This is a genomic window from Psychrobacter immobilis, from assembly GCF_003148585.1.
In the GTDB taxonomy this organism is placed as follows: domain Bacteria; phylum Pseudomonadota; class Gammaproteobacteria; order Pseudomonadales; family Moraxellaceae; genus Psychrobacter; species Psychrobacter immobilis.
The window spans coordinates 1-21,550 of sequence record NZ_QGGM01000020.1 but is presented as its reverse complement, the minus strand read 5'-3'; the positions used below and the strand labels follow the sequence as shown (position 1 = coordinate 21,550).

The following is a 21,550-nucleotide window of genomic DNA, read 5'->3' as shown; positions in this document are numbered from 1 at the left end:
TCAGATTAGATCGAAGGCGAGTTTACTTGGAAGGTCTCTCTATCCATAAGATGAGATTCTGACTTGCGATAGTTGTACTTTTCAATTGTTGGACAAAAAATTTCTTATATAAGCCTATTTCATACATTCTATTACCAATAATTATGGTGCCTTTATGATGATTCATCCTCAGTATGATCCCGTAGCGCTTTCCTTGGGTCCATTGGAAGTGCACTGGTATGGGCTAATGTATTTGCTAGCCTTTGCTGCCGCTTACGGTTTGGCTTGGTATCGCAGTACCAAACGCGACAATTGGACCACCGACATGGTCTCTGACTTAGTCTTTTATGGCGCGCTTGGTGTCATCTTAGGCGGTCGTATTGGCTATGTGCTGTTTTATCAGTTCGGTGAATTACTCCAAAACCCTGCCTATATATTAAAAGTCTGGGAAGGCGGTATGTCTTTCCACGGCGGCTTTATCGGCGTCATGCTAGGTATGTGGTTCTTTGCCCGTAAATATAAAAAGACTACCTTTCAAGTATTCGATTTTATCGTTCCTTGTGTACCAACCGGCTTACTGTTTGGGCGTATCGGCAACTATATCAATGGCGAATTATGGGGTCGCGTCTCAGACGGTGGCTATAACTGGCTGACCTACTTTCCGCAAGCCGCGGCGTTTGATATGGAGCAATTACAGAGCAATCCACAATTGCAAGAATTGATGATTGAAGTCAATGGTCAATACATATTGCCTCGTCATCCATCACAGCTATATGAAGCCTTTGCCGAAGGTCTGCTGCTATTTATATTCTTATGGTGGTATTCATCAAAACCACGTCCACGTATGGCCGCCTCCGCTGTATTCTTACTAGGCTATGGCATCAGCCGCTTTATCATTGAATTCTTCCGCCAGCCAGATGCTGACCAAGGATTCATATTATTAGGTTGGATGACCAAAGGGCAAATCTTAAGCGCGCCGATGATTATCGCCGGCTTAATCATGCTGATTTATGCTTACAAACGCGGTATTTATGATTGGGGTAAGCAGTCTGCATATTAGAAATAAGTGTCGACGGAGTTTTTCAAGGTAGTTGTCACCATCAAGCTAAATTAAGCGGCTTGTAATCTTTGCTGTTGTTGCTCTTTTACAGGATTTAGCGTTGTTGGCCCTACAGGCTCGCAGTTCCTCACCTCCTGAGTTCCCCAGCGTATCGGGTTTTCATCTTTAGCGCGCTGCATCGTGAGCAGACGCTTCGCCAGTACTTCCTTATCCTCACCCGTATGGCGCTGATTGGGCGTCACAAAGTTCAGCTGACTGTGCTTATGCTCATTGTTGTACCAGCGCGTGAAGCTCAGCATCCATCGTCTTGCCGCATCTAAGCTCTTAAAGCCATCGATAGGCCAATTAGGGCGATACTTGCAGGTTTTAAATAAAGACTCTGCAAACGGGTTGTCATTACTGACACGCGGTCTGCTGTAAGAGGTGAGTACCCCAAGCTCATACGCTTTCATGCGCATGGTTTGAGCTTTCATCGGTGCCCCATTGTCTGAGTGTAGCACCACCCCAGTGTGCAATGCATTCTCACTGATTAAAGTACGCTCAAGCAGCTGAGCTGCCAGTACACCTGACTCGTGGTCATAAACCTCCCAGCCAACAATTTTACGGCTATAGACATCCTCTATCATGTACAAATAATAGAACTGACCCCGTACCGGACTTGGCAGATAGGTGATATCCCAGCAGAACACTTGGCAAGGGCCAGTGGCAGTAAAGGTCTTTGGGGCGCTTGAGGCTTTAGGGGCAAGGGCAAGACCGCGGTGAGCCAATTGCTCATGCTGCCTCAGCACCCGATAAAAGGTAGACTCTGAGCCATGATATATCCCCTCATCAAGCAGGGTCGGTACAATTTGGGTGGGCGGCAGACTGGCAAAGCGGGGCTGATTGCACACGGCTAGGATGGCGGCTTGTTCAGAGGCGCTCAGTTTATTCTTAGGAGCTTGGCGCACGGCGTCACACCGTTTATCACCATTCACGTGACCTGCGCGGTACCAGCGCCGATAGGTGCGGATGCTAATGCCAACTTCAATACAGGCAAGGTTAAGTCTGGCTCCTGAGTGATTGGCCTCTTGTATCCAGTCTATGTATTGCTTGCGCTTAGGGAGCAAGGTCAGTCGTCATCAAACTCCTCCCAAAACGCTTCCAACTTTTTTCGCAATACCAGTAAGGCGGCAGTTTCAGCTAAAGCCTTTTCTTTTCGAGCAAGCTCTCGGGTGAGTTGTTTGATCTGTTTGCGATCGCTCTGCTGCTGACGCTTGTCTTTCAGGCTTTGTTGTTTGCTGCTGCTAAAGCCTTGTAAGGCGTCAGTACGCCACGCTTTGATTTGCTCAACATATAGGCCTTTGCTGCGGCAGTATTCGCTAAGTTCACTCTCGCTTAGGGTGGCCGTCTCTATAATGGTGGCAAGCTTGGTTTCGCTTGACCAGTCATCAGGGGTTTTATGGTTCGATGGCATGGGGTGACCTTGTTCTCTAGCTTGGGCACGCCAATTATACAGGGTCTGTAATCCGATGCCTTCACTTCTTGAAACCTCGGCAACACTTAGGCTCAGCGGGGGTAGCAGTTTGCTGAGTATAGCCTGTTTACGTTCTTCGCTATATCGTGGCATGATGTGTCCTCATTGTCCCCTTTGGAATTATTATTTAGGGGTGACAACTATCCTGCCATAGGGGGAGGCGGTTGGTGTTGGGGTAGCTACCGTTTATCGTGTGTTAAAAGAGAACTAATAGGCTCTTCTCTCTTTATTATCTCTTTTCTTTTTAGGCCATTAAACCTTTCTTCTTTAATGCCAACTAAAATTCCTACTTCTAATTAAAGGTTTTCTTATGCATCCAGTTGACTCTAGCCGTGTGGTTTTTTTCTCTATTCATGATATGGGTGGTACTACTCAGCTCAGAAAAGGTGAGGCTGTCTTAAAGCATCCTATTAAATCGGAGTATACGGATGTCAATGAGGTGATAGAACTCTTTAATATTAAGAAGTACTTTGATGCTGGACTTTTTCTGTCTACTTGGAGTTCTGATGAATTACAGCTCTTTCAAGAGCGTGTGTCTTGCTATGGCCAGGTTATTGGTAGATTCATATCCTGCCTTGATGATACTAATATTGAGAGTTTTTTCAATGCTACCAATCATAATTATATTAGTTCATTTTGGGAACTCTTTAACAGCCAAAATGTGGCTAAACGTGTATCTAATAGTGTCTTTCAAAGAATTTTGTTGCAAGAGCCCTACCTGATAAAGACTGTTTTAACTCACCCTAATGTGGTTAGCAAATATGGCTTAGTCCTAAAAGATTTTCTAATGGCTAATCCTAAGTCTGGTGAAATATTGCTTTTGATTTATGAGATTGATGACCCGTACAACAGAAATAAAATGTTGCTTCCTAAATGCCTCACTATTGAGGATAAAGAGTTTCTGATATCGAACTATCTAAGCTCTAGTGACGTAAACTTAAGCTATGTGAAGATAATAAGGAATCTGAAAAATAGAGGTGACTTTAAGATTTCCGATAAGACTAGGTTGCAAGCTAAACGTCTGTATACAAAAGAAACAGAGCGTTTGCAACAAGGTAATGAGTTGCATAATTATACTTATGGCGTGTCCATAAGTTTTGAAGAAAATATCGCTAATAATAAGCATGGATCCATGGATAATAATGTTCTGTACTATTCTTATAGCTTAGATTACGTTACTAATAACACAGACCTTTATACACTGTTTTCGAATTTTAAATACCTGTTTGAGTATCTGGATCATCAAAATAGAATAAGTCTAGTAAGTAATGAGAAAAATTTAGGCATTTTTGAGAGAATTATGGGCGTTAGCGCACAAAATGAATATAGAGGTGGAATAGCTTTCTCAGTGTCTGAAATGACCTCACAAGCCCAAATAGCTACTTACAGTAAAGTTGTAAATAAATTAGGGACATCATTAGAAGATATAGTCCATTACGTATTTGAGGAATCATTTCGAGAGAAGTACAACTTCGCAGATAACTCCAAATTCTCAATTCCTACAGCAAAAACGTTTCTAGAAAAAGTTAGATTGTTGGCACCGGAGTTTGAGTCAGCTCTAAAGCAGTTCAAAATTTTTGTAGAAGAAGGTCATATTGATTTTGAGCTCTTACAGATATCATCTTCTCCATCTTCGATAGGAGACATTCCCAGCCTTAACGAAGATAAATATATTTATTTAAACAATAACAACAATATATTGCTTCAATGTCTAAACTTATTCTTTTCAGACCAAAGAAGCCTTAATTATGTAGAGCCTTTCAAAGAGAAAGGATACAGTAATTTTTTTGATTTATTAGAAAAAGAAAAGGTAAAGTCTAGTAATTATGAAGAGTATCAACAGCCTGAGCTGAACTATCTTATAGATAATGGTTTTATAATAATTGACGAAAACGACTTTATAATAGTTACAAATCCTATAAGGCTAATCATACTCAGTGACTTGCATGATAACGATGTAGGATCCTACTATCATTATCCGCTTGAATATCGTCAGGAGGCACAAAGAATGGCTGCTGAAGGTATAGTGCAGTTTGAGAAGACACTATTTTCCAAGCCTGAGCAATCATATTTTAATTACTGCTTAAACAAAAGTGAGTTTACTAACGGGCTTGATTTAAGAAATAGCTACTTACATGGAACACAAGCGAGTCATGATGAAACTAATGTTCATGGGAATGCTTATTTTACTTACTTAAAGTTGATATTTTTAGCACTACTAAAAATTGAGGATGATTTAAATATTAATACTTCTATGAAAAGTATGACCACTCCTTACTAAGCTCTAAAACACTATAAAACATAAAAAAGACAGACCTGTAGCAGATAAACTTATTAAGGCTAATAACTTAAATATTAAGTTCAGGCCCCGTATTTACTTCTATAAATTATTTTCTATAGGCGATGATATACAAACAGTATTATCTCAAAGGTGGTTAAATACTACATGGCTAAAGTCTAGCAGATTATAAATACACAACATATGTTAAAATATAAGTTATCCTTAACGCTAGCTAGATAGGAAACGTACTGCCATGGCTGGTATCAACAAATTATAACTATCCGAAGCTGATATTATCAGTAAATTTATTCTACCTGCCGTTATTAGCTCAGGCTGGGATGACATGACCCAAATTCGCGAAGAGGTGAAGCTTCGTGACGGCAAGGTTATCGTCCGTGGTCAAATGGCAGTACGTAAGACAGTTAAGTCAGCTGACATTGTTTTATACCACAAGCCTAACCTGCCGCTTGCTGTTATCGAGGCCAAAGCGAACAAACACTCCATTGGTAAAGGTATGCAGCAAGCGCTTGATTATGCTGGGCTGCTCGAAGTACCGTTTGTATTTTCATCCAATGGTGATGGCTTTATTTTTCATGATAAAACCAATACTACTACCCTTGAAACAGAAATTTCATTAGCAGACTTTCCGACACCCGCTGAGCTATGGGATAAGTACTGTCAATGGAAAGGCTATACGCAAGCTCAGCTGCCCATCATCACTCAAGACTATCATGACGACGGTAGTGGTAAAGTACCACGCTACTATCAGCTACAAGCCATTAATAAGACCATAGAAGCCATTGCTCGCGGACAGAATCGTATTTTGCTGGTAATGGCGACAGGTACAGGTAAAACCTACACTGCCTTTCAAATCATTTGGCGACTGTGGAAAGCCAGAGAGAAAAAGCGCATTTTGTTTTTAGCTGACCGCAATATTTTAGTCGATCAAACTCGAGTTAATGACTTTCAGCCTTTTGGCACTGCGATGACTAAAATAGAAGGCCGTACCGTTGATCCAGCCTTTGAGATTCATCTTGGTTTATATCAAGCGTTAACAGGCCCAGAAGAGCATCAGAAAGCCTTTAAACAGGTTGCGCCAGACTTCTTTGACCTAATCGTCATTGACGAGTGCCATATAGGTAGTGCCGCTGAAGACAGTGCTTGGCGTGAGATACTGGAATACTTTAATAGCGCCACACAAGTAGGCTTAACGGCGACACCTAAAGAGACTGACGAGGTCTCTAATTCGTATTATTTCGGGAACCCTGTCTATACCTATACCCTAAAACAGGGTATTGAAGATGGATTTTTAGCACCTTATAAAGTGGTTCGAATTGATATCGATGTCGATATGCAAGGCTGGCGTCCAACCAAAGGACAGACAGATAAGCATGGTGAGTTGATTGATGATCGTATCTATAACCAAAAAGATTTTGATCGTACCTTAGTGATTGATGAGCGTACTGAGTTGGTGGCACAGACCATCACTAGCTACCTTCAGCGCACTGACCCCATGGCCAAAACAATTGTATTCTGTAATGACATTGATCATGCGGAGCGAATGCGCCGTGCTTTGATTAACTGTAATCCAGAGCAGGTCAAAAAGAACGAAAAGTATGTCATGAAAATCACGGGTGATGATGAGTTGGGCAAAGCCCAGCTTGATAATTTCATCAACCCCAAAAAGCTCTATCCTGTGATAGCGACGACTTCAGAGCTGATGACCACAGGTGTCGATGCCCAAACCTGTAAGCTAATCGTGCTAGATCAAAACATCAAATCGATGACCAAGTTTAAGCAGGTTATCGGTCGTGGCACCCGTATCAATGATAAATACGGCAAGCTATGGTTTACGATTCTCGACTTCAAAAAAGCGACTGAGCTATTTGCAGATGAGCGCTTCGATGGTATTCCTGAACGTATCATGACTGTGACGCCATCGCAGATTAATGAAGGGAGCGATGAGCTTGATGAAGTGGTAGATGGAGAGTCAGACGCAGATCTAGATATTGCTAATGGTACTGATTTAGCCTATACAACTCAAACTGATAATAACGACTTTGATTTAGGGGCTGGTATGGGTGATGACATGGGTGTTAGTGAGCCTGCTAAAAAATACCATGTGAAAGGCGTACCTGTAAAAGTAATGGCTCAGCGTATCCAGTATTATGATACTGATGGTAAGCTAGTCACCGAGTCTTTTCAGGACTATACTCGCAAAACCTTCAGCAAGCAGTTTGCTAGTTTGGATGAGTTTACCAAGCGTTGGAACGATGAGGAACGTAAACAAACCATTATTGATGAGCTGGCAAACGCTGGTATTATTTGGGAAGCCTTACAAGAAGAGATTGGGTCAGATATGGACCCCTTCGATCTGATCTGTCATGTGGTCTACGACCAGCCACCTTTGACACGTCGTGAACGTGCGAATGAAGTCAAAAAGCGCAATTACTTTACCAAGTATTCAGAAACTGCTCAAAAAGTACTTAACGCTTTGCTCGATAAGTATGCTGATGCAGGTGTAGAAGAAATCGAAAGCTTGAACGTGCTCAAAGTAAAACCACTTGATCAGTTAGGTAGTCCGATGGAAATTGTCAGAGAAGGCTTTGGTAGCAAAAAAGACTATCAGCAAGCCATTAGTGATCTCGAAGATGAAATATATTGGACACTACCGCCTAAGCAAGCTTAAGCAACTAGAAAGAATTAGCTACGATCTACATATCTAAGCCTCTTATTGAGGCTTGTTTTATTCCTATCGTTTATTAAAAAGAGAAACCACATGTCAATCAGTTCCGTTATCAAGTCTATTCAAGATATCATGCGCCAAGATGCTGGTGTCGATGGTGATGCCCAACGTCTAAGCCAATTGTCATGGTTATTGTTTCTCAAGATATTTGATGCCCAAGAAGAAGCGCTTGAGTTCGAACAAGAAAACTATAAAACGCCCATTCCTGAGAAGTATCTCTGGCGTAACTGGGCGGCTGATCCTGAAGGTATCACTGGTGAGGAGCTACTAGAATTTGTAAATGATCAAATTTTTAATGATTTAAAAAATATAACAGCGCCAGTAGACACCAATCCGCGTGGTTTTGTGGTACGTCAAGGTTTGAGCGATGCCTACAACTACATGAAAAACGGCACGCTACTACGCCAAGTGATTAATAAGCTCAACGAAGTAGACTTTAACCGTTCAGATGAGCGTCATCTGTTTGGTGATATTTATGAGCAACTGCTACGCGATTTACAGAGTGCAGGTAATGCAGGTGAGTTTTATACCCCTCGTGCCGTGACACGCTTTATCGTTGACCGTGTCGATCCAAAGCTGGGTGAGCGCGTCATGGATCCAGCCTGTGGTACAGGTGGGTTTTTGGCCTGTTCGTTTGATCATGTCAAAAACAACTATGTCGAAACTGCTGAAGATCATCAAATACTACAAAAACAAATCTTAGGTGTTGAAAAGAAGCAACTGCCACATTTACTCTGTACCACCAACATGATGCTGCATGGTATTGAAGTACCTGTACAGATACGCCACGATAACACCCTAAATAAGCCGCTATCGAGCTGGGACAGTGATATTGATGTCATCGTAACTAACCCACCTTTTGGCGGCACTGAAGAGCATGGTATAGAGAAAAACTTCCCTGCTGAATTCCAAACACGCGAAACGGCAGATTTGTTTTTACAATTAATCATCGAAGTGTTAGCAGAAAAAGGTCGCGCTGCTGTCGTGTTACCTGATGGCACCTTGTTTGGTGAAGGGGTAAAAACCAAGCTAAAGAAAATGCTGACCGAAGAATGTAATCTGCATACCATCGTGCGCTTACCAAACGGTGTGTTTAATCCTTATACCAGTATTAAGACCAATATTCTTTTCTTTACCAAAGGTCAGCCAACCAAAGATATTTGGTTTTATGAGCATCCTTACCCTGAAGGTGTCAAAAACTATAGCAAAACCAAACCAATGAAGTTTGAAGAGTTTCAAACCGAGATTGACTGGTGGGGTGATGAGTCTGATGGTTTTGCCAGTCGTGTCGAAAACGATCATGCTTGGAAAGTCAGTATTGAAGAGGTCATCGAGCGTAACTATAACCTTGATATCTCAAACCCTTACCAAGGTGAAGTCATTGATTATGACCCTAATAAGCTACTGGCTGACTATGCCAAACAGCAGCAGAGCATCGATACGTTACGTAGCCAGTTGAAAGATGTACTGGGCGCTGCGCTTTCTGATCACATGACAGAAGGTAAGTAGCTATGAATGTAAAAACGAGCTTAGAGATGAGTAAAGACATAAGTAAGCCAGAACAGTTAATCACTGAACACATAGATATCTGGACCAGCTCTATATTGACTAAATCGACTAGTGGACGTGGTAATAGCAAAAAGTATGAGCTGTACGGAATTAGTAAATTACGTGAGCTGATCTTGGAGTTAGCAGTACGTGGCAAGCTGGTACCACAAGATACTAATGATGAGCCTGCATCTGTTTTGTTAGAGAAAATCGCTATTGAAAAGGCTGAGTTGATTAAAAAAGGTGAAATAAGAAAAAGTAAGTCTTTGCCTAAAATTAGTAAAAAAGAACAGCCATTTGATTTACCTTTAGGTTGGGAATGGATTCATATAAACGAAATAGTTAGCTTGGAAAATGGTGATTGAGGTAAAAATTATCCTAATAAATCAGCGTTAGTCGATAAAGGCATACCTTTTATCAATGCTGGTCAGCTTGAAGGAGGAGTCGTTTCAAAGAAAGAGCTTAGCTACATCACTCAAGATCGTTTCGATATTTTAAATGGTGGCAAATTCCGAAATGGAGATATTCTTTTTTGCTTGAGAGGCTCTCTTGGTAAATGTGCTCTAGTAAGTAATTTCGGCATCGGAGCAATCGCATCATCTCTAATTATTATGCGTCCTATAATAAGTCGGTTAGAACATTTTATTATGCTAGTACTAAATAGCACTCTAACAAAGAGAACTATATCTAAATATAATAATGGAACAGCTCAACCTAATCTATCAGGTGCAGATTTAGCTAAATTTCCTGTACCTGTACCTCCACTAGCAGAACAAAAACGCATCGTCGCAAAAGTCGATGAGCTGATGCTACTATGTGATCAGCTAGAGCAGCAAACCGAAGCCAGTATCGAAGCTCACGCTACGCTTGTAGAAGTATTATTAGCCACTTTGACAGATAGTTCTGATGCTGATGAGCTGGCACAAAACTGGGCAAGGATATCTGAGCATTTTGATAGCCTATTTACCACCGAGCAAAGCATCGAAGCCCTAAAGCAAACGGTATTGCAGTTGGCAGTAATGGGTAAGTTAGTACCGCAGGATCCAAATGATGAACCTGCTTCAGTGTTATTAGAAAAGATAGCTAAAGAAAAAGAGCGGTTGATTGAAGAAAAGAAGATTAAGAAAGAAAAACCATTACCACCGATTAGTGACGGAGAAAAATTCTTTGAGCTACCAAAAGGATGGGAATGGTGTCAAATAGATAGTTTATCTTTAAGCTCGGAGGCTGGTTGGAGTCCCAAATGTGATCCTACGCCAAAAGAAGGAGATAATTGGGGTGTACTTAAAGTAAGTGCTGTAACTTGGGGTAAATATCAGCCTGATGAGAATAAAGCCTTGCCAAACTATTTAGAGCCAAAACCTCAGTATGAAGTAAAAGCTAATGACTTCCTTATTTCCAGAGCTAATACGGCCGATTTAGTAGCACGTTCTGTTGTTGTTCCAAAGAACACACCCGAGAAACTAATGATGAGTGACAAAATCATTCGTTTTAGTTTTACTAAAGATGTATTTAGCTATTATATAAATTTAGTGAATAATAGTAGTTATTCTCGCGAATATTATGCAGAGGTAGCAGGAGGTACTAGCAGCTCTATGAAAAATGTATCTAGAAGTCAGGTCAGAGCTTTAAAGATAGCTTTACCTCCTCTAGCTGAACAACATCGCATCGTTGCTAAAGTTGACGAGCTAATGGCTATTTGCGATCAGCTAAAAGCTAAATTACAACAGTCTCAAGAAACGCAAGTTCAGCTTACTGATGCGTTAGTTGATAAGGCCTTAGGGTGAGTTTTAGTATTGGAACAATCACGTTTTATATGCTCTAGTACAACCAAAAGAAATAAACAAGACCTTCTATTAGCAGTGATATTTTAAAATCAGGTATAATAACCTTGTATGTATAATCCATATTGTGCAGAATTAAAAGTGCACAATGCTATTACAGCTGTTAAGGCTATGTTATTAGGCGTCTTGTGCATAAATTAGGGGTTATAACATTCCTAGGTGTGCCATTCAATATTGCCAGTTATGCCTTGCTGACCCATATGGTCGCGCAAGTATGCGGATTAGAAGTGGGCGAATTTATCTGGACGGGTGGCGATTGTCATATTTATCAAAACCACCGCGAGCAAGTTGAGCTGCAACTGACGCGTGAGCTTTATAAGCTACCAACGCTGACGCTTAATCCTGATGTGAAAGATATCTTTGCTTTCACATACGAAGACATTAGCGTTGATGGTTACGAGTCGCATCCTGCGATTAAGGCAAAGGTTGCAGTCTAGCCTTTGTTTGATTGAAAGTTTTAAATAAATGCAGCAAATGCAAGTAGCATGTTAAAGACAATAAAAAGGATACGTTATGAGTTATGCCCACACCGAAGTTGCCCAAATCGCAGCTATCAGTAGCAACCGCTGTATCGGCAAAGATAATGAGCTACCGTGGCATATCTCAGCAGATTTGCAGCATTTCAAAAACATGACGACCAAACAAAATGATGGTGCGATTCAAGGTATCGTCATTATGGGTCGTAAGACGTTTGAATCAATGGGCAGCAAGCCTTTGCCAAAACGCGTGAGCTTCATCATCAGCACCCAGCTAGATTATGCCGAACAAAAAGGTTTGGTCGGCAAAAGCAATGCTTACGTGGTGCACAATTTAGATGATGCATTAACGCAAGCGGCAAGTCTGGCACATGGTGCGCATCTTGATACGATTTGGGTCATTGGTGGCGAGCGCGTCTTTAGCGAAGCCTTGATGTATACCGACCGTATTGAGCTGACCCACGTCGATACTGAGATTACGGATGGTGATGCCTTTTATCCTGAATTGCCAAATGAGTTTGAAGTGGCAGAAGAGTCTGAGCAGATGCACGATGAAAAAAGTGACTTAGACTTTAAATTTGTGACTTATAGAAGAAAAAGCGCTGAATAGTAGTAAATTTTCAAACTTTATTATCAGAAACCTACATTTGGCGAACATTGCCTAAATTATTCATGCAGCACTTTATAAACCGTTTTCGCGAGTATTGGACCAATACCTTGCACACCTGCCAATTCCTGCTGCGATGCACCGAGCAATTGTTGCAATCCGCCAAAATGATTGAGCAAATCACGGCGGCGCTTTTCACCGAGCCCCGGTATGACTTCTAACACTGACGATGAACGGCGCTTATCACGCTTCTTACGATGCGCCGTAATCGCAAAACGATGCGCTTCATCGCGAATATGCATCAGTAAATGCAGCGCCTTGCTATCCATCGGCAAATCAAGTGGCTCATGATCGATAAAGTGCAACACCTCAAGCCCAGCCTTGCGCCCTTCCCCTTTTGCTACACTAATGAGCAAAGTGTCACCCAGAATACCCAACTCCGTCAATACGTCTTTAGCAATACCTAGCTGCCCTTTACCACCATCAATCAGCAACAAATCAGGCAATGGCTGCTTCTTATAGCGCCGTGTCAGCACTTGTTTCATTGCGGCATAATCATCACCACCGACAATGTCATGAATCGCATATTGGCGATAATCACGGCGACGCGAGCCACCTTGGTCAAAGACTACGCAGCTACCAATGGTCGCCTCGCCCATGGTATGGGAGATATCAAAACACTCTATGCGATCAATGGTTCTATCAGTGACATCCGCTAAGACATCTTTTAAGGCACCAAAGCGCGCATGCAACTCTAAATAATCACCCAGCTTGGTTTTTAGCGCATTATTGGTATTGAGTTTGGCTAAATCTAACCATTCGGCACGGTGCTCACGGACACTGGTTTTGATCACGACTTTACTGCCAAAATGGCTCGCCAATGCTTCACTGACCGCCACCTGATCCGGTAATTCATGACTCAACATGATTTCAGGTGGCAAGTCATCCGTCACCTGAAAATAAAATGAAGTAATAAAGGCAGATAAATTATCAGCAAGTGGCTCGCTACTATCAACGTCAGGGAAGTAATTCTTACCGCCAAGAACACGCCCGCCACGTACGGTCAAGACGTTGACACAAGTCATCCCTGCTTGACTGGCAATAGCAATCACATCCGCCTCGCCTTGCACAGTATAAACAGCTTGCTTGGCTTGTACTTCACGCAGCATAGACAGCTGATCGCGATAAAACACGGCCTTTTCAAAGTCTAATTCTTCAGCAGAAGCTTCCATTTTTTCAATCAAAGCGCTATGAATATCGCTAGAGTCGCCTTTTAGGAAACGAATGGTATTATTGACATCTTCTGCATATTCTTCGGCCGATACCAAGCCCACGCAGGGCGCACGGCAGCGCTTAATCTGATACTCAAGACAAGGACGCTTACGTTGCTTAAAAAAGGTATTGGTACATTGGCGCATTTGAAACATTTTCTGCATCAGCACCAGTGTCTCTTTGGCGGCATGAGCAGAGGGGAAAGGACCGAAAAAGCGCCCTTTCTGGTGATTGCCTTTACCGCGACCATAAGCCAATCGCGGGTAAGGCTTATCCGCTGAAATAAACACATAAAGATAAGATTTGTCATCACGCAATAGCACGTTATAAGGCGGACGATATTCTTTAATCAAGTTTTGCTCGAGCAATAACGCTTCGGTCTCACTACGGGTAATAATGGTTTCAATATTATGTATCCGTGCCACTAGCGCCCGTGTTTTTGGATGGTCAATGGTTTTAGCAAAGTAGCTGTTCACACGGCTCTTGAGTGACTTGGCTTTACCGACATATAAGATATCGCCATTTTTACCCAGCATTTTATAGACCCCTGGCAAATTTGGCAGGCGCTGAATTAAATGCTTAAGACGGGCTTTCTTGTCATCGATGGAACTCGATTCTGAGACATTGACCATAGAATTTATTGCTCTTAAAAGTCTTATAATACTGCTAGTTATGGGGCGGGAGTCATTGTTTTACAAGCCAATTATTATCATAGCATCACCCATAAAAAAGCCAGCTTTCGCTGACTTAGTTTGTTCTATTATCGCTTATTCAGCAACATACTAATGACGGAAGTTAGCCATTAAAGCTGGGATGCCCGGTAGCATACCAACAATAGCCATCACACCTGTCAACACCACAAACATAATACCCGGTATGATCCAGCGGCTCATTTTAGTCAAATTGGCACTGCGTTCTTTCGAGCCAATCAAGCCTAAGTTATCAAGCAACAACGTGAGTGACCAACCAAAGGCAGGATTCACGAGTGCAGAAGCAAAGACTACAATCGCAGCAGACTGCGTGGTTTTACCTTCGCGCGTCATTTCCATACCAGCCTCAAGCAGTGGAATAAACACACCAACGATCAATGCCACACACATCACTGGCTGCCAGATAGCCAAATCCATTGGATAGCCCCAAACCCCTGCGATAATGCAGAACAATGCCGTCAGTAAAGCACCGGCAGGAATCGGACGTTTGGCAATCGCTGCTGGGACAATATAGGTGCCCCACGATGACGCAAAGTTAGCACCACCCAATACAGAACCGACGACCTGGCGAAACGATGCGCTGGTCATTGTATCATCGATATCCATGAGTACCTTTTCGGTACGTTTAGGATAGCTGATTTTTTGAAAGACCTGATGGCCTAAAAAATCTGGTGACCACATAGCAACGGCCAAAATAGCAAACGGCAGTACGACAATGAAGCTTTCAACCGTCGGTAATCCTAGCATCCAACCGGTATTTTCACCCCACCAATACATCGGGTTCATGTTTGGTAAGCCTGGTGCAGTTTTGAACTCAAAGGGTGCACCCAATGCAAATGCAAGTCCGCCACCTAGTACACAGCTTAGCGGAACCGCAAGCCAGCGTTTTTGCCAATGCTCAAGTAATGCATATAGCAGGATAGTGGCCAAAATAATGAAGAAGGCAATATGCGACATGCCAATACCTTCTGCCCAAGCAAAGAGGTTTTTGACCTGTGAGGTGGTACCGATAAACCCTAAGTAAATCAAGAGGCCACCGCACACGCCTTTACTGGTCAAGTTTGCCAGCAGACTGCCCCCTTTACTGATTGCCAATAGCAAGCCGAAGGCACCGATGAGCAGACCAAAGGCCATGGGATGGCCGCCAGCGGCCACGACAATAGGGATAAGCGGAATAAGGGGGCCGTGAGTACCTGCAAGGTTGGCTGTCGGGAGTAGAAATCCTGAAAATAAGATGATAAAAAATGAAACGATTAATAGCTCATAACGAACGTTTTCTAAAACAAACGCATCGCCCAAACCAAGTGGACCTGCAAATGTTGCCGCAATAGCACCCACCATAACCACTTTACCAATCGTCGCCGCCATTGCAGGAATCGTATCTTCATACTCAAAGCGATAATCACGAAACGGCAAATTGGGACGCCAACGTTTTGGCTGCATGATTTGTAGTTCATGATTTAGATAAGCGTCACGACTGTCAAAGCTTGCGCTTGGTTTGTGTAAATCAAGGTAGCTACCTGATGGCTCGCTGTCGTAATTAGATGGATTTGATGACTGCTGATTAGACCCTGAAGAAGGGATCTGAGTGTTACTCATCACATTTCCTTATGTCGACTGAGGCTTTATTTAACTGATAATTTGATAGTGAAATTTAATGTGACTAAAGCGTCCATTAAAAATTGCAAGCCATTGTATGACATGAGAACTCAAAACGCGAACTTAGAACCACCCAAAAAGTCCATACACTATTATAATATATAAATTAAAGTTTCCATTTAATGCAAAATTGAACTTAATAGAAAACCATGAGAAAAAAACACACTTAATATAGGCTTTAAATTAGAATAAATGACCTTTTTTTTAATAATTATCTGTATCTAGATATTTGTTATCACATAACTAAATATTAAAGATAGTTATAATAAATAGTTTATTATAACTTTTAAGTAACTATAGAAAATCCATGTCGGTTACGCTTTAAGCCTAGCGGTTTTGATATTTTTTACTTATGATAAACGCCCTTTCGTGACTGCTCTTTGATAGAAGTACACTAAAAAGTTTGATTCAAACGGTATCACTAAAAAATATAAAAGAAGCAATAGGACGAATTTATGAGTTTGCTACCTACCAATTTTGAGACGCTAAAACGCAGAGCCAAACAAAGTATCATGCCGTTATTGACACCTCACCTACTGAAGCTGCGTATCAACACTTATGCACCGTACGTAGGCGCTGGTATCAGAATCGATCACCTCAATCTCGATCAAGGTTTGTGTGTGGTAAGTATGGGGCTGAATACGCTGAACAAAAACATCGTGGGCACTCAGTTTGGCGGCAGCCTGTATTCGATGGTAGATCCATTCTATATGATAATGCTGATGCACCAACTGGGCAGCAGTTACGTAGTCTGGGACAAAAGCTCACATATTGAGTTTATTGCCCCTGGTAATAGCAAAGTCACTGCGCGCCTAAAAATTCCTAGCAATGAAATCACCACGATTCAGGAATTAGCAAAAGAAGGCGAGCCAGTATTTCGGGAATACCAAGCAGATATCGTCGATGATCAACAAAAAATTATCGCTACCGTCACTAAGACGCTCTATATACGCTTGCGTAAGTACAGCAAATCTAAAGACCAAAATAGCCGTATCGAAAATCTCGATGGTTAGAACTTTAAAGGCAATTTTTAAAACGTTTCTCTAGATTTGTGATTTAAAGCATATTAATTAAAGCGCATTAATTAAAACAACAGAAACAAAAACCCCAATCTGGCATACGCACAGATTGGGGTTTTGTCTTTTTTGGTACTACCCGCTTATTTATATGATAAACCTATGAATAAGGGCTTGTATCTGGCTTTTCGCTATTGCCGAATCGCATAATAGACAGTTCAGCAATAAAGCGATATTAAGCACAATGCTTAAAAGCAGATACTGGATATAATCTAAGCGTTAGCTTTTGGCTTAACAGCTTTAGGTGCACGCGGAGCAAGCTTCTCGCGGATACGTGCTGATTTACCAGAGCGCTCACGTAAGTAGTATAGTTTCGCACGGCGAACAGCGCCACGGCGTTTCACTTCGATGCTATCGATGATTGGTGAATGCAATTGGAATGCACGCTCAACGCCAACACCGCTTGAGATTTTACGTACGGTAAACGCTGAGTTTAAACCGCGGTTACGTTTAGCAATTACAACGCCTTCAAAAGCCTGTAAACGCTCACGCTCACCTTCACGTACTTTTACTTGAACCACAACGGTATCGCCGGGTGCAAAGCTTGGGCGCTCAATCAATTGAGCATTTTCGATGACCTGAACCAATGGATGCTTGTTGCTCATGAGAGTTATCTCCTCACATTAGATAATAGAGGCTTGACGCATATCACCTGTTTGTAATAATGGATCGTATCTTTTTAATGAGACACAACGTAAGTGGGTTATGACAAACGGCCATTATGCTATGACTCGTTTTGTTGTTGCTCAAAATTCTGTTGCTTAACTGTTTATCTTTTTAGCCGCTATCAACGCTATTTTTTATCTGCTTTCGCCAATGCTTTTAGCCACTTTGCTTGCTCTACCGTTGGCGTAAACGCTTGCCATAAGTCTGGACGACGCGCTTGCGTACGTTCGACTTGCTGACTAAAGCGCCACTTCGCGATATTGGCATGGTGACCTGAAAGTAACACTTCAGGCACTGCCATACCCGCAAACTCATGCGGCTTAGTATAATGTGGACAATCAAGCAAGCCATCGACGAACGAGTCTTGCTCAGCTGACTTATCATCACCCATAATATCAGGCAGACGACGTATCACACTATCCATCAGCACCATTGCTGGCAGCTCACCACCGGTAAGTACGTAATCACCAAGCGATATTTCCCTGTCAACATATTGCGACAGTAGACGCTCATCAATACCTTCGTAACGACCACATAATATAATTATGCCGTCATACTCAGTCATATCGACCACACTACTCTCACTCAGCGTCTGTCCTTGTGGCGACATATAAATCACCGGACAGTGCGCTTTGTCGACACGGCAGCCATGCTGACTTGCTCGCAGGCGCGCATCCTCAATCGCTTGAGATAATGGCTCAGCCATCATCACCATGCCAGGACCGCCACCATACGGACGTTCATCAATACGGCGATAATTATCACTGGTAAAATCACGCGGATTAATGCATTCAATCGTCACTTGTTTCTGAGTGACTGCTCGACCCGTGATTCCAAACTCACGAATCGTGGCAAACATCTCAGGGAAAATACTAATAACGGCAAAATACATTAGGTATCTACTTGCGCAGTGGCTAATATTGGCTAAATAAATCGGTGTTATTACTGATAAAGCTTAACCGCAAAGTTAAAACTATTATCAATAATCACTCGGCCATGCCACTAGCACTGTTTTTTCAGTCAGACTGACCTGTACTACAGTTTGCTTGTGCCATGGAATCAGGCGCTCATCGGCATCTAAGCTGTCTGAGTTTGCCGCAACCCGCATAATAGCGTGAGCGCCAGTCTCAAACATCTCAGTAATGTCGCCTAGATACTCATCCTGCTCATTTACAACGCGCAGGCTGACCAAATCCGACCAGTAATATTCATCTTCAGCGGGTTCTGGCAAGATGTCTTGCTCGACCCAAAGAGTTACCCCGTTCATAGTCTCAGCAACATTGCGATCAGGAATCTGCTCAAACTGAGCTACAATTCCTGTGCCTTGCTCACGCCAAGCCTTAACGGTTAAAGGTTTCATGCCGGTAGCGGTTTTCATCCACCAAGGTTTAATGTCAAATATCGCCGTACGATCATCTGTCTCACTAAATACCCAAAGCCAACCTTTGATGCCATAAGGCTTTTTGAGCTGACCAATTTTCATAAGGGCACTAGCGTTTGGAGCAGAGGACATAACGGCTAACCTAACAATGATGAACACAGCGAAGATAAATAAAAAGCAATTAAAAACGATAAACGCAGTTAAAAGCGATAAACAGTTAATGGCGTACCTAGTTAGACCAGTTACGCTATGTTTTTTACTAAAGTCTATCGAGACTACTTATAGACGAGCTATCAGCGTCTCAGTGACCACAAAACTTAAGCAGTTGCTTCAGTTTGCGCGACAGACTTGTTGAAAGCTTTTGCCAATGAAGCAACGCGATCTGAAGGTTGTGCACCTTTTGCGATCCACGCATTGTACGCTTCCATATTTAGGCGTACTGCTTCTTCAGACTCTTTAGCGAGTGGGTTAAAAAAGCCGATGTTTTCAATATAGCGACCGTCACGCGCGCGGCGTTGATCAGCAACAACTACTTGATAAAATGGGCGTTTCTTGGCACCGCCCCGTGCTAAACGAATAACAACCATGTGAATTCTCTCTTTCGCAGGTATACCAAAAAGGGCATAATTATATCACAGTCTTGATTTATTGAAAACATAAACTGCGCTTATTTAATTATTTATTAACAATAGCTTAAATGTCCATCGATGTAAAATACAATTGATCATCACCACTGATTTTTAACTGAAGATACTGCCTCTACATCATGTCCAAGTGGCTCGTTGCTGTATTATTCAGCACTGTATTATTCGGTGCTATATTACTCAGTACTATATTAGTGCAAATTTGAGTATTCAATTGTTGCCTACTGTTTTAAAGCCATCCGTGTCATTCATTGATTATGCTACTCTATGACATAGTCAGCGAGTGAATGATGCTATCGCCTACCGAATTGCGCCATCGCTCAAGAGTATTAGCTATTACGCTACTCATAAGTATTGCACGTTGTTTTTGAACGACATAAAAAAGCACCATTTTTACACTAAACTCAATAAAGCATCTTTTAATATGTTGGATCCATATGACCACACCAAAATCGCAACCACGTCGCAAAGGGCGGTTTACGCGCTCTTACTCCAACACTTGGCTGACAACCTTGATGGTCTCTTTCATTGTTCTTATCAGTGTCAGCTTGTCGATTCTATTTTTTTGGCGCAGTCTATATTTACCCGAGCTTAAAAACCATGCGCGTTACTTGACGAGCGAGCTGCAGTTGATGAATAGTGTCAACAAAGACTGGAAAAATCGTCCTGAAGTACGCCAATGGATTTATCAACACTCGCATGTCGTGGTAGTGAATAACCCTAATGACTTTCCAGCAGTGGCTGATAAGGCCTTTGTCGGCGTCTTTACTGATGTCTTACAACGCGAAATCGGTGCGCAATTGGGTCGACCTGTCGAGGTTTATTTTAAATTCAAACCGACACCGCAGCTTTGGGTGCAAGACAGCCGTGATGACAGCTTTTGGATTCGTGAACCCGTGGTTTATTACTCGCAATATAGTCCAGCATTATTAGTGCTGTTTCTCATTGGATTACCTATTTTATCGCTGCTGACCATTATTCTACTGGCGCGGCAATTAAATCGTCCGCTACGATATTTACAGCGTGCCGCGACCAACTATATTCGCCTCGGTCATGCCACTACGTTGCCAACACAAAAAGGACCTACGGAGATACGTCAGGTCAACATGGCATTCAATCGTCTATTCACGACGTTAAATCAAGCACAAAAAGAGCGTACGATCATGCTCGCTGGTATCTCGCATGATCTGCGAACGCCCTTAACTCGTATGCGTTTGACTGCTGAGATGTTACCTGATGACTTTTTTCGAGAGGGATTAATTTATGATATTGAAGACATGGATGCCATTTTAGAGCAGTTTATCTCGTTTATGAAAGATGGCTCCGATGAGCCAGTCAGCCTAACCAATTTGGATACCATCTTTAATGAGATTATGGTGCAATTTGCACCAATGGAGTTCATCTATCAATCAGAGTGTCACAAAGTGGTTCCTGTGCGCCCCATGTCTATCAAACGCCTCGTGATCAATCTGGTCAATAATGCCAAGCGTTATGGCAAACCGCCCATTTACCTGTCAGCGACTGTTGTGCCAACTTTTATAGAAACCATTGAAGAGGAAGATAGCGATGTCGTCAGTGAAAATGTCGTCAATAGAGAGGCGCAAGAACAATTGCTGATATGTGTGCGTGACTGTGGTGATGGCGTTGCAGAAGATCAGTTAGAACGTATTATGCAACCTTTTGAACGTGGAGAGACAGCACGTACCACACAAGGCAGTGGTTTAGGTTTAGCGATTGTCGACCGTATTGCCAGATTGCATCATGGGACGGTAGAAGCCATTAACCATCCCGACGGAGGTTTACAAGTGTGTGTGCGTATTCCTCTGCTTTCCAAGGTTGCTGGAGATACAACCATGGCAGCCGATACAGAAAAAACGCCTGTCTCTAATGACAAGACAGGGAACAAAGAAGACTGATAGCTGCTGAACTGTTCATCACTAAAGCTAATAAATGGTCAAAACAATTCGCTGCGACTATTTAGTTGTATAACACCTAGGGCGTGTCATCAATTAAGCCAAATGACACAAGAAACTAAATGAATCGCACTGAGGAAATGACAGGCTAACTTGTCATAGCGAGTAGCAATCG

Annotated in this window: 15 protein-coding genes and 3 pseudogenes; 10 read left to right on the top strand and 8 right to left on the bottom strand. The window is 42.3% G+C overall.

What is annotated here, in order from left to right; genetic code table 11:
* Nucleotides 1-154 precede the first annotated feature (154 nt).
* Nucleotides 155-1,039, top strand: a complete 885-nt coding sequence (lgt, locus tag C8D84_RS12895; RefSeq protein WP_011959981.1) for a prolipoprotein diacylglyceryl transferase — start codon at nucleotides 155-157, stop codon at nucleotides 1,037-1,039.
* A 50-nt stretch (nucleotides 1,040-1,089) separates the two neighbouring features.
* On the opposite strand, the gene C8D84_RS12890 is transcribed toward lgt, so the two are convergent.
* Nucleotides 1,090-2,645, bottom strand: a protein-coding gene (locus tag C8D84_RS12890; RefSeq protein WP_407691886.1) for an IS3 family transposase whose coding sequence is annotated in 2 segments (ribosomal slippage) — nucleotides 1,090-2,156 and nucleotides 2,156-2,645 — 1,557 coding nt in all. Because the reading frame shifts where the segments join, the coding sequence is not laid out codon by codon here.
* Nucleotides 2,646-2,862: 217 nt separating this feature from the next.
* Here C8D84_RS12890 and C8D84_RS12885 point away from each other — a divergent pair.
* The 7 genes and pseudogenes from C8D84_RS12885 to C8D84_RS12860 all read left to right on the top strand — a co-directional run bounded on the left by C8D84_RS12885 (nucleotide 2,863) and on the right by C8D84_RS12860 (nucleotide 12,057).
* The gene (locus C8D84_RS12885; protein ID WP_109592625.1) at nucleotides 2,863-4,833 is read left to right on the top strand and encodes a hypothetical protein; all 1,971 of its coding nucleotides are present in this window, start codon (nucleotides 2,863-2,865) and stop codon (nucleotides 4,831-4,833) included.
* Between the two features lie 277 nt (nucleotides 4,834-5,110).
* A pseudogene (hsdR, locus tag C8D84_RS12880) lies at nucleotides 5,111-7,522 on the top strand (EcoAI/FtnUII family type I restriction enzme subunit R); the annotation flags it as partial.
* 90 nt (nucleotides 7,523-7,612) lie between these two features.
* Nucleotides 7,613-9,088 (top strand): N-6 DNA methylase, encoded by a 1,476-nt coding sequence (locus C8D84_RS12875; protein WP_109592623.1) that lies wholly within the window; start codon nucleotides 7,613-7,615, stop codon nucleotides 9,086-9,088.
* Nucleotides 9,089-9,090: 2 nt separating this feature from the next.
* Nucleotides 9,091-9,492, top strand: coding sequence for a hypothetical protein (locus C8D84_RS13805; RefSeq protein WP_211181267.1), 402 nt, complete (start codon nucleotides 9,091-9,093; stop codon nucleotides 9,490-9,492).
* A gap of 42 nt (nucleotides 9,493-9,534) precedes the next feature.
* Nucleotides 9,535-10,914 (top strand): restriction endonuclease subunit S, encoded by a 1,380-nt coding sequence (locus C8D84_RS14060; RefSeq protein WP_228244551.1) that lies wholly within the window; start codon nucleotides 9,535-9,537, stop codon nucleotides 10,912-10,914.
* A gap of 209 nt (nucleotides 10,915-11,123) precedes the next feature.
* Nucleotides 11,124-11,408 (top strand): annotated as a pseudogene (gene thyA / locus C8D84_RS12865) (thymidylate synthase); the annotation flags it as partial.
* 76 nt (nucleotides 11,409-11,484) lie between these two features.
* Nucleotides 11,485-12,057 carry a dihydrofolate reductase gene (locus C8D84_RS12860; RefSeq protein WP_109592619.1) on the top strand — a complete coding sequence of 191 codons (573 nt, stop codon included), beginning with the start codon at nucleotides 11,485-11,487 and terminating at the stop codon, nucleotides 12,055-12,057.
* Nucleotides 12,058-12,113: 56 nt separating this feature from the next.
* Here C8D84_RS12860 and uvrC read toward each other — a convergent pair whose 3' ends face one another.
* Together uvrC and C8D84_RS12850 are read right to left on the bottom strand one after the other, a co-directional pair.
* The gene (gene uvrC / locus C8D84_RS12855) at nucleotides 12,114-13,958 is read right to left on the bottom strand and encodes an excinuclease ABC subunit UvrC (protein ID WP_109592617.1); all 1,845 of its coding nucleotides are present in this window, start codon (nucleotides 13,956-13,958) and stop codon (nucleotides 12,114-12,116) included.
* A 150-nt stretch (nucleotides 13,959-14,108) separates the two neighbouring features.
* Entirely contained in the window at nucleotides 14,109-15,635 is a 1,527-nt protein-coding gene (locus tag C8D84_RS12850; RefSeq protein WP_045452432.1) for a DUF3360 family protein, read from the bottom strand.
* Between the two features lie 515 nt (nucleotides 15,636-16,150).
* Between C8D84_RS12850 and C8D84_RS12845 the strand changes: the two genes are divergently transcribed.
* Complete coding sequence (locus C8D84_RS12845; protein WP_087945656.1) at nucleotides 16,151-16,708, top strand: DUF4442 domain-containing protein; 558 nt, start codon at nucleotides 16,151-16,153, stop codon at nucleotides 16,706-16,708.
* Between the two features lie 275 nt (nucleotides 16,709-16,983).
* Here the strand turns inward: C8D84_RS12845 and rplS are convergent, their stop codons facing one another.
* From rplS to rpsP, 4 genes are all read right to left on the bottom strand, one after another.
* Nucleotides 16,984-17,376 carry a 50S ribosomal protein L19 gene (gene rplS, locus C8D84_RS12840; protein ID WP_045445905.1) on the bottom strand — a complete coding sequence of 131 codons (393 nt, stop codon included), beginning with the start codon at nucleotides 17,374-17,376 and terminating at the stop codon, nucleotides 16,984-16,986.
* A 188-nt stretch (nucleotides 17,377-17,564) separates the two neighbouring features.
* Nucleotides 17,565-18,329: a tRNA (guanosine(37)-N1)-methyltransferase TrmD gene (gene trmD, locus C8D84_RS12835; protein WP_109592615.1), complete on the bottom strand. Its 765-nt coding sequence runs from the start codon at nucleotides 18,327-18,329 to the stop codon at nucleotides 17,565-17,567.
* 87 nt (nucleotides 18,330-18,416) lie between these two features.
* Complete coding sequence (gene rimM / locus C8D84_RS12830; protein ID WP_045445903.1) at nucleotides 18,417-18,950, bottom strand: ribosome maturation factor RimM; 534 nt, start codon at nucleotides 18,948-18,950, stop codon at nucleotides 18,417-18,419.
* Nucleotides 18,951-19,135: 185 nt separating this feature from the next.
* Nucleotides 19,136-19,405 carry a 30S ribosomal protein S16 gene (rpsP, locus tag C8D84_RS12825; protein ID WP_045445900.1) on the bottom strand — a complete coding sequence of 90 codons (270 nt, stop codon included), beginning with the start codon at nucleotides 19,403-19,405 and terminating at the stop codon, nucleotides 19,136-19,138.
* Nucleotides 19,406-19,899: 494 nt separating this feature from the next.
* Here rpsP and C8D84_RS12820 point away from each other — a divergent pair, with 494 nt between their 5' ends.
* Entirely contained in the window at nucleotides 19,900-21,378 is a 1,479-nt protein-coding gene (locus C8D84_RS12820; RefSeq protein ID WP_109592613.1) for an ATP-binding protein, read from the top strand.
* 89 nt (nucleotides 21,379-21,467) lie between these two features.
* Here the strand turns inward: C8D84_RS12820 and C8D84_RS12815 are convergent.
* Nucleotides 21,468-21,550: pseudogene (locus C8D84_RS12815) on the bottom strand (IS5/IS1182 family transposase); the annotation flags it as partial.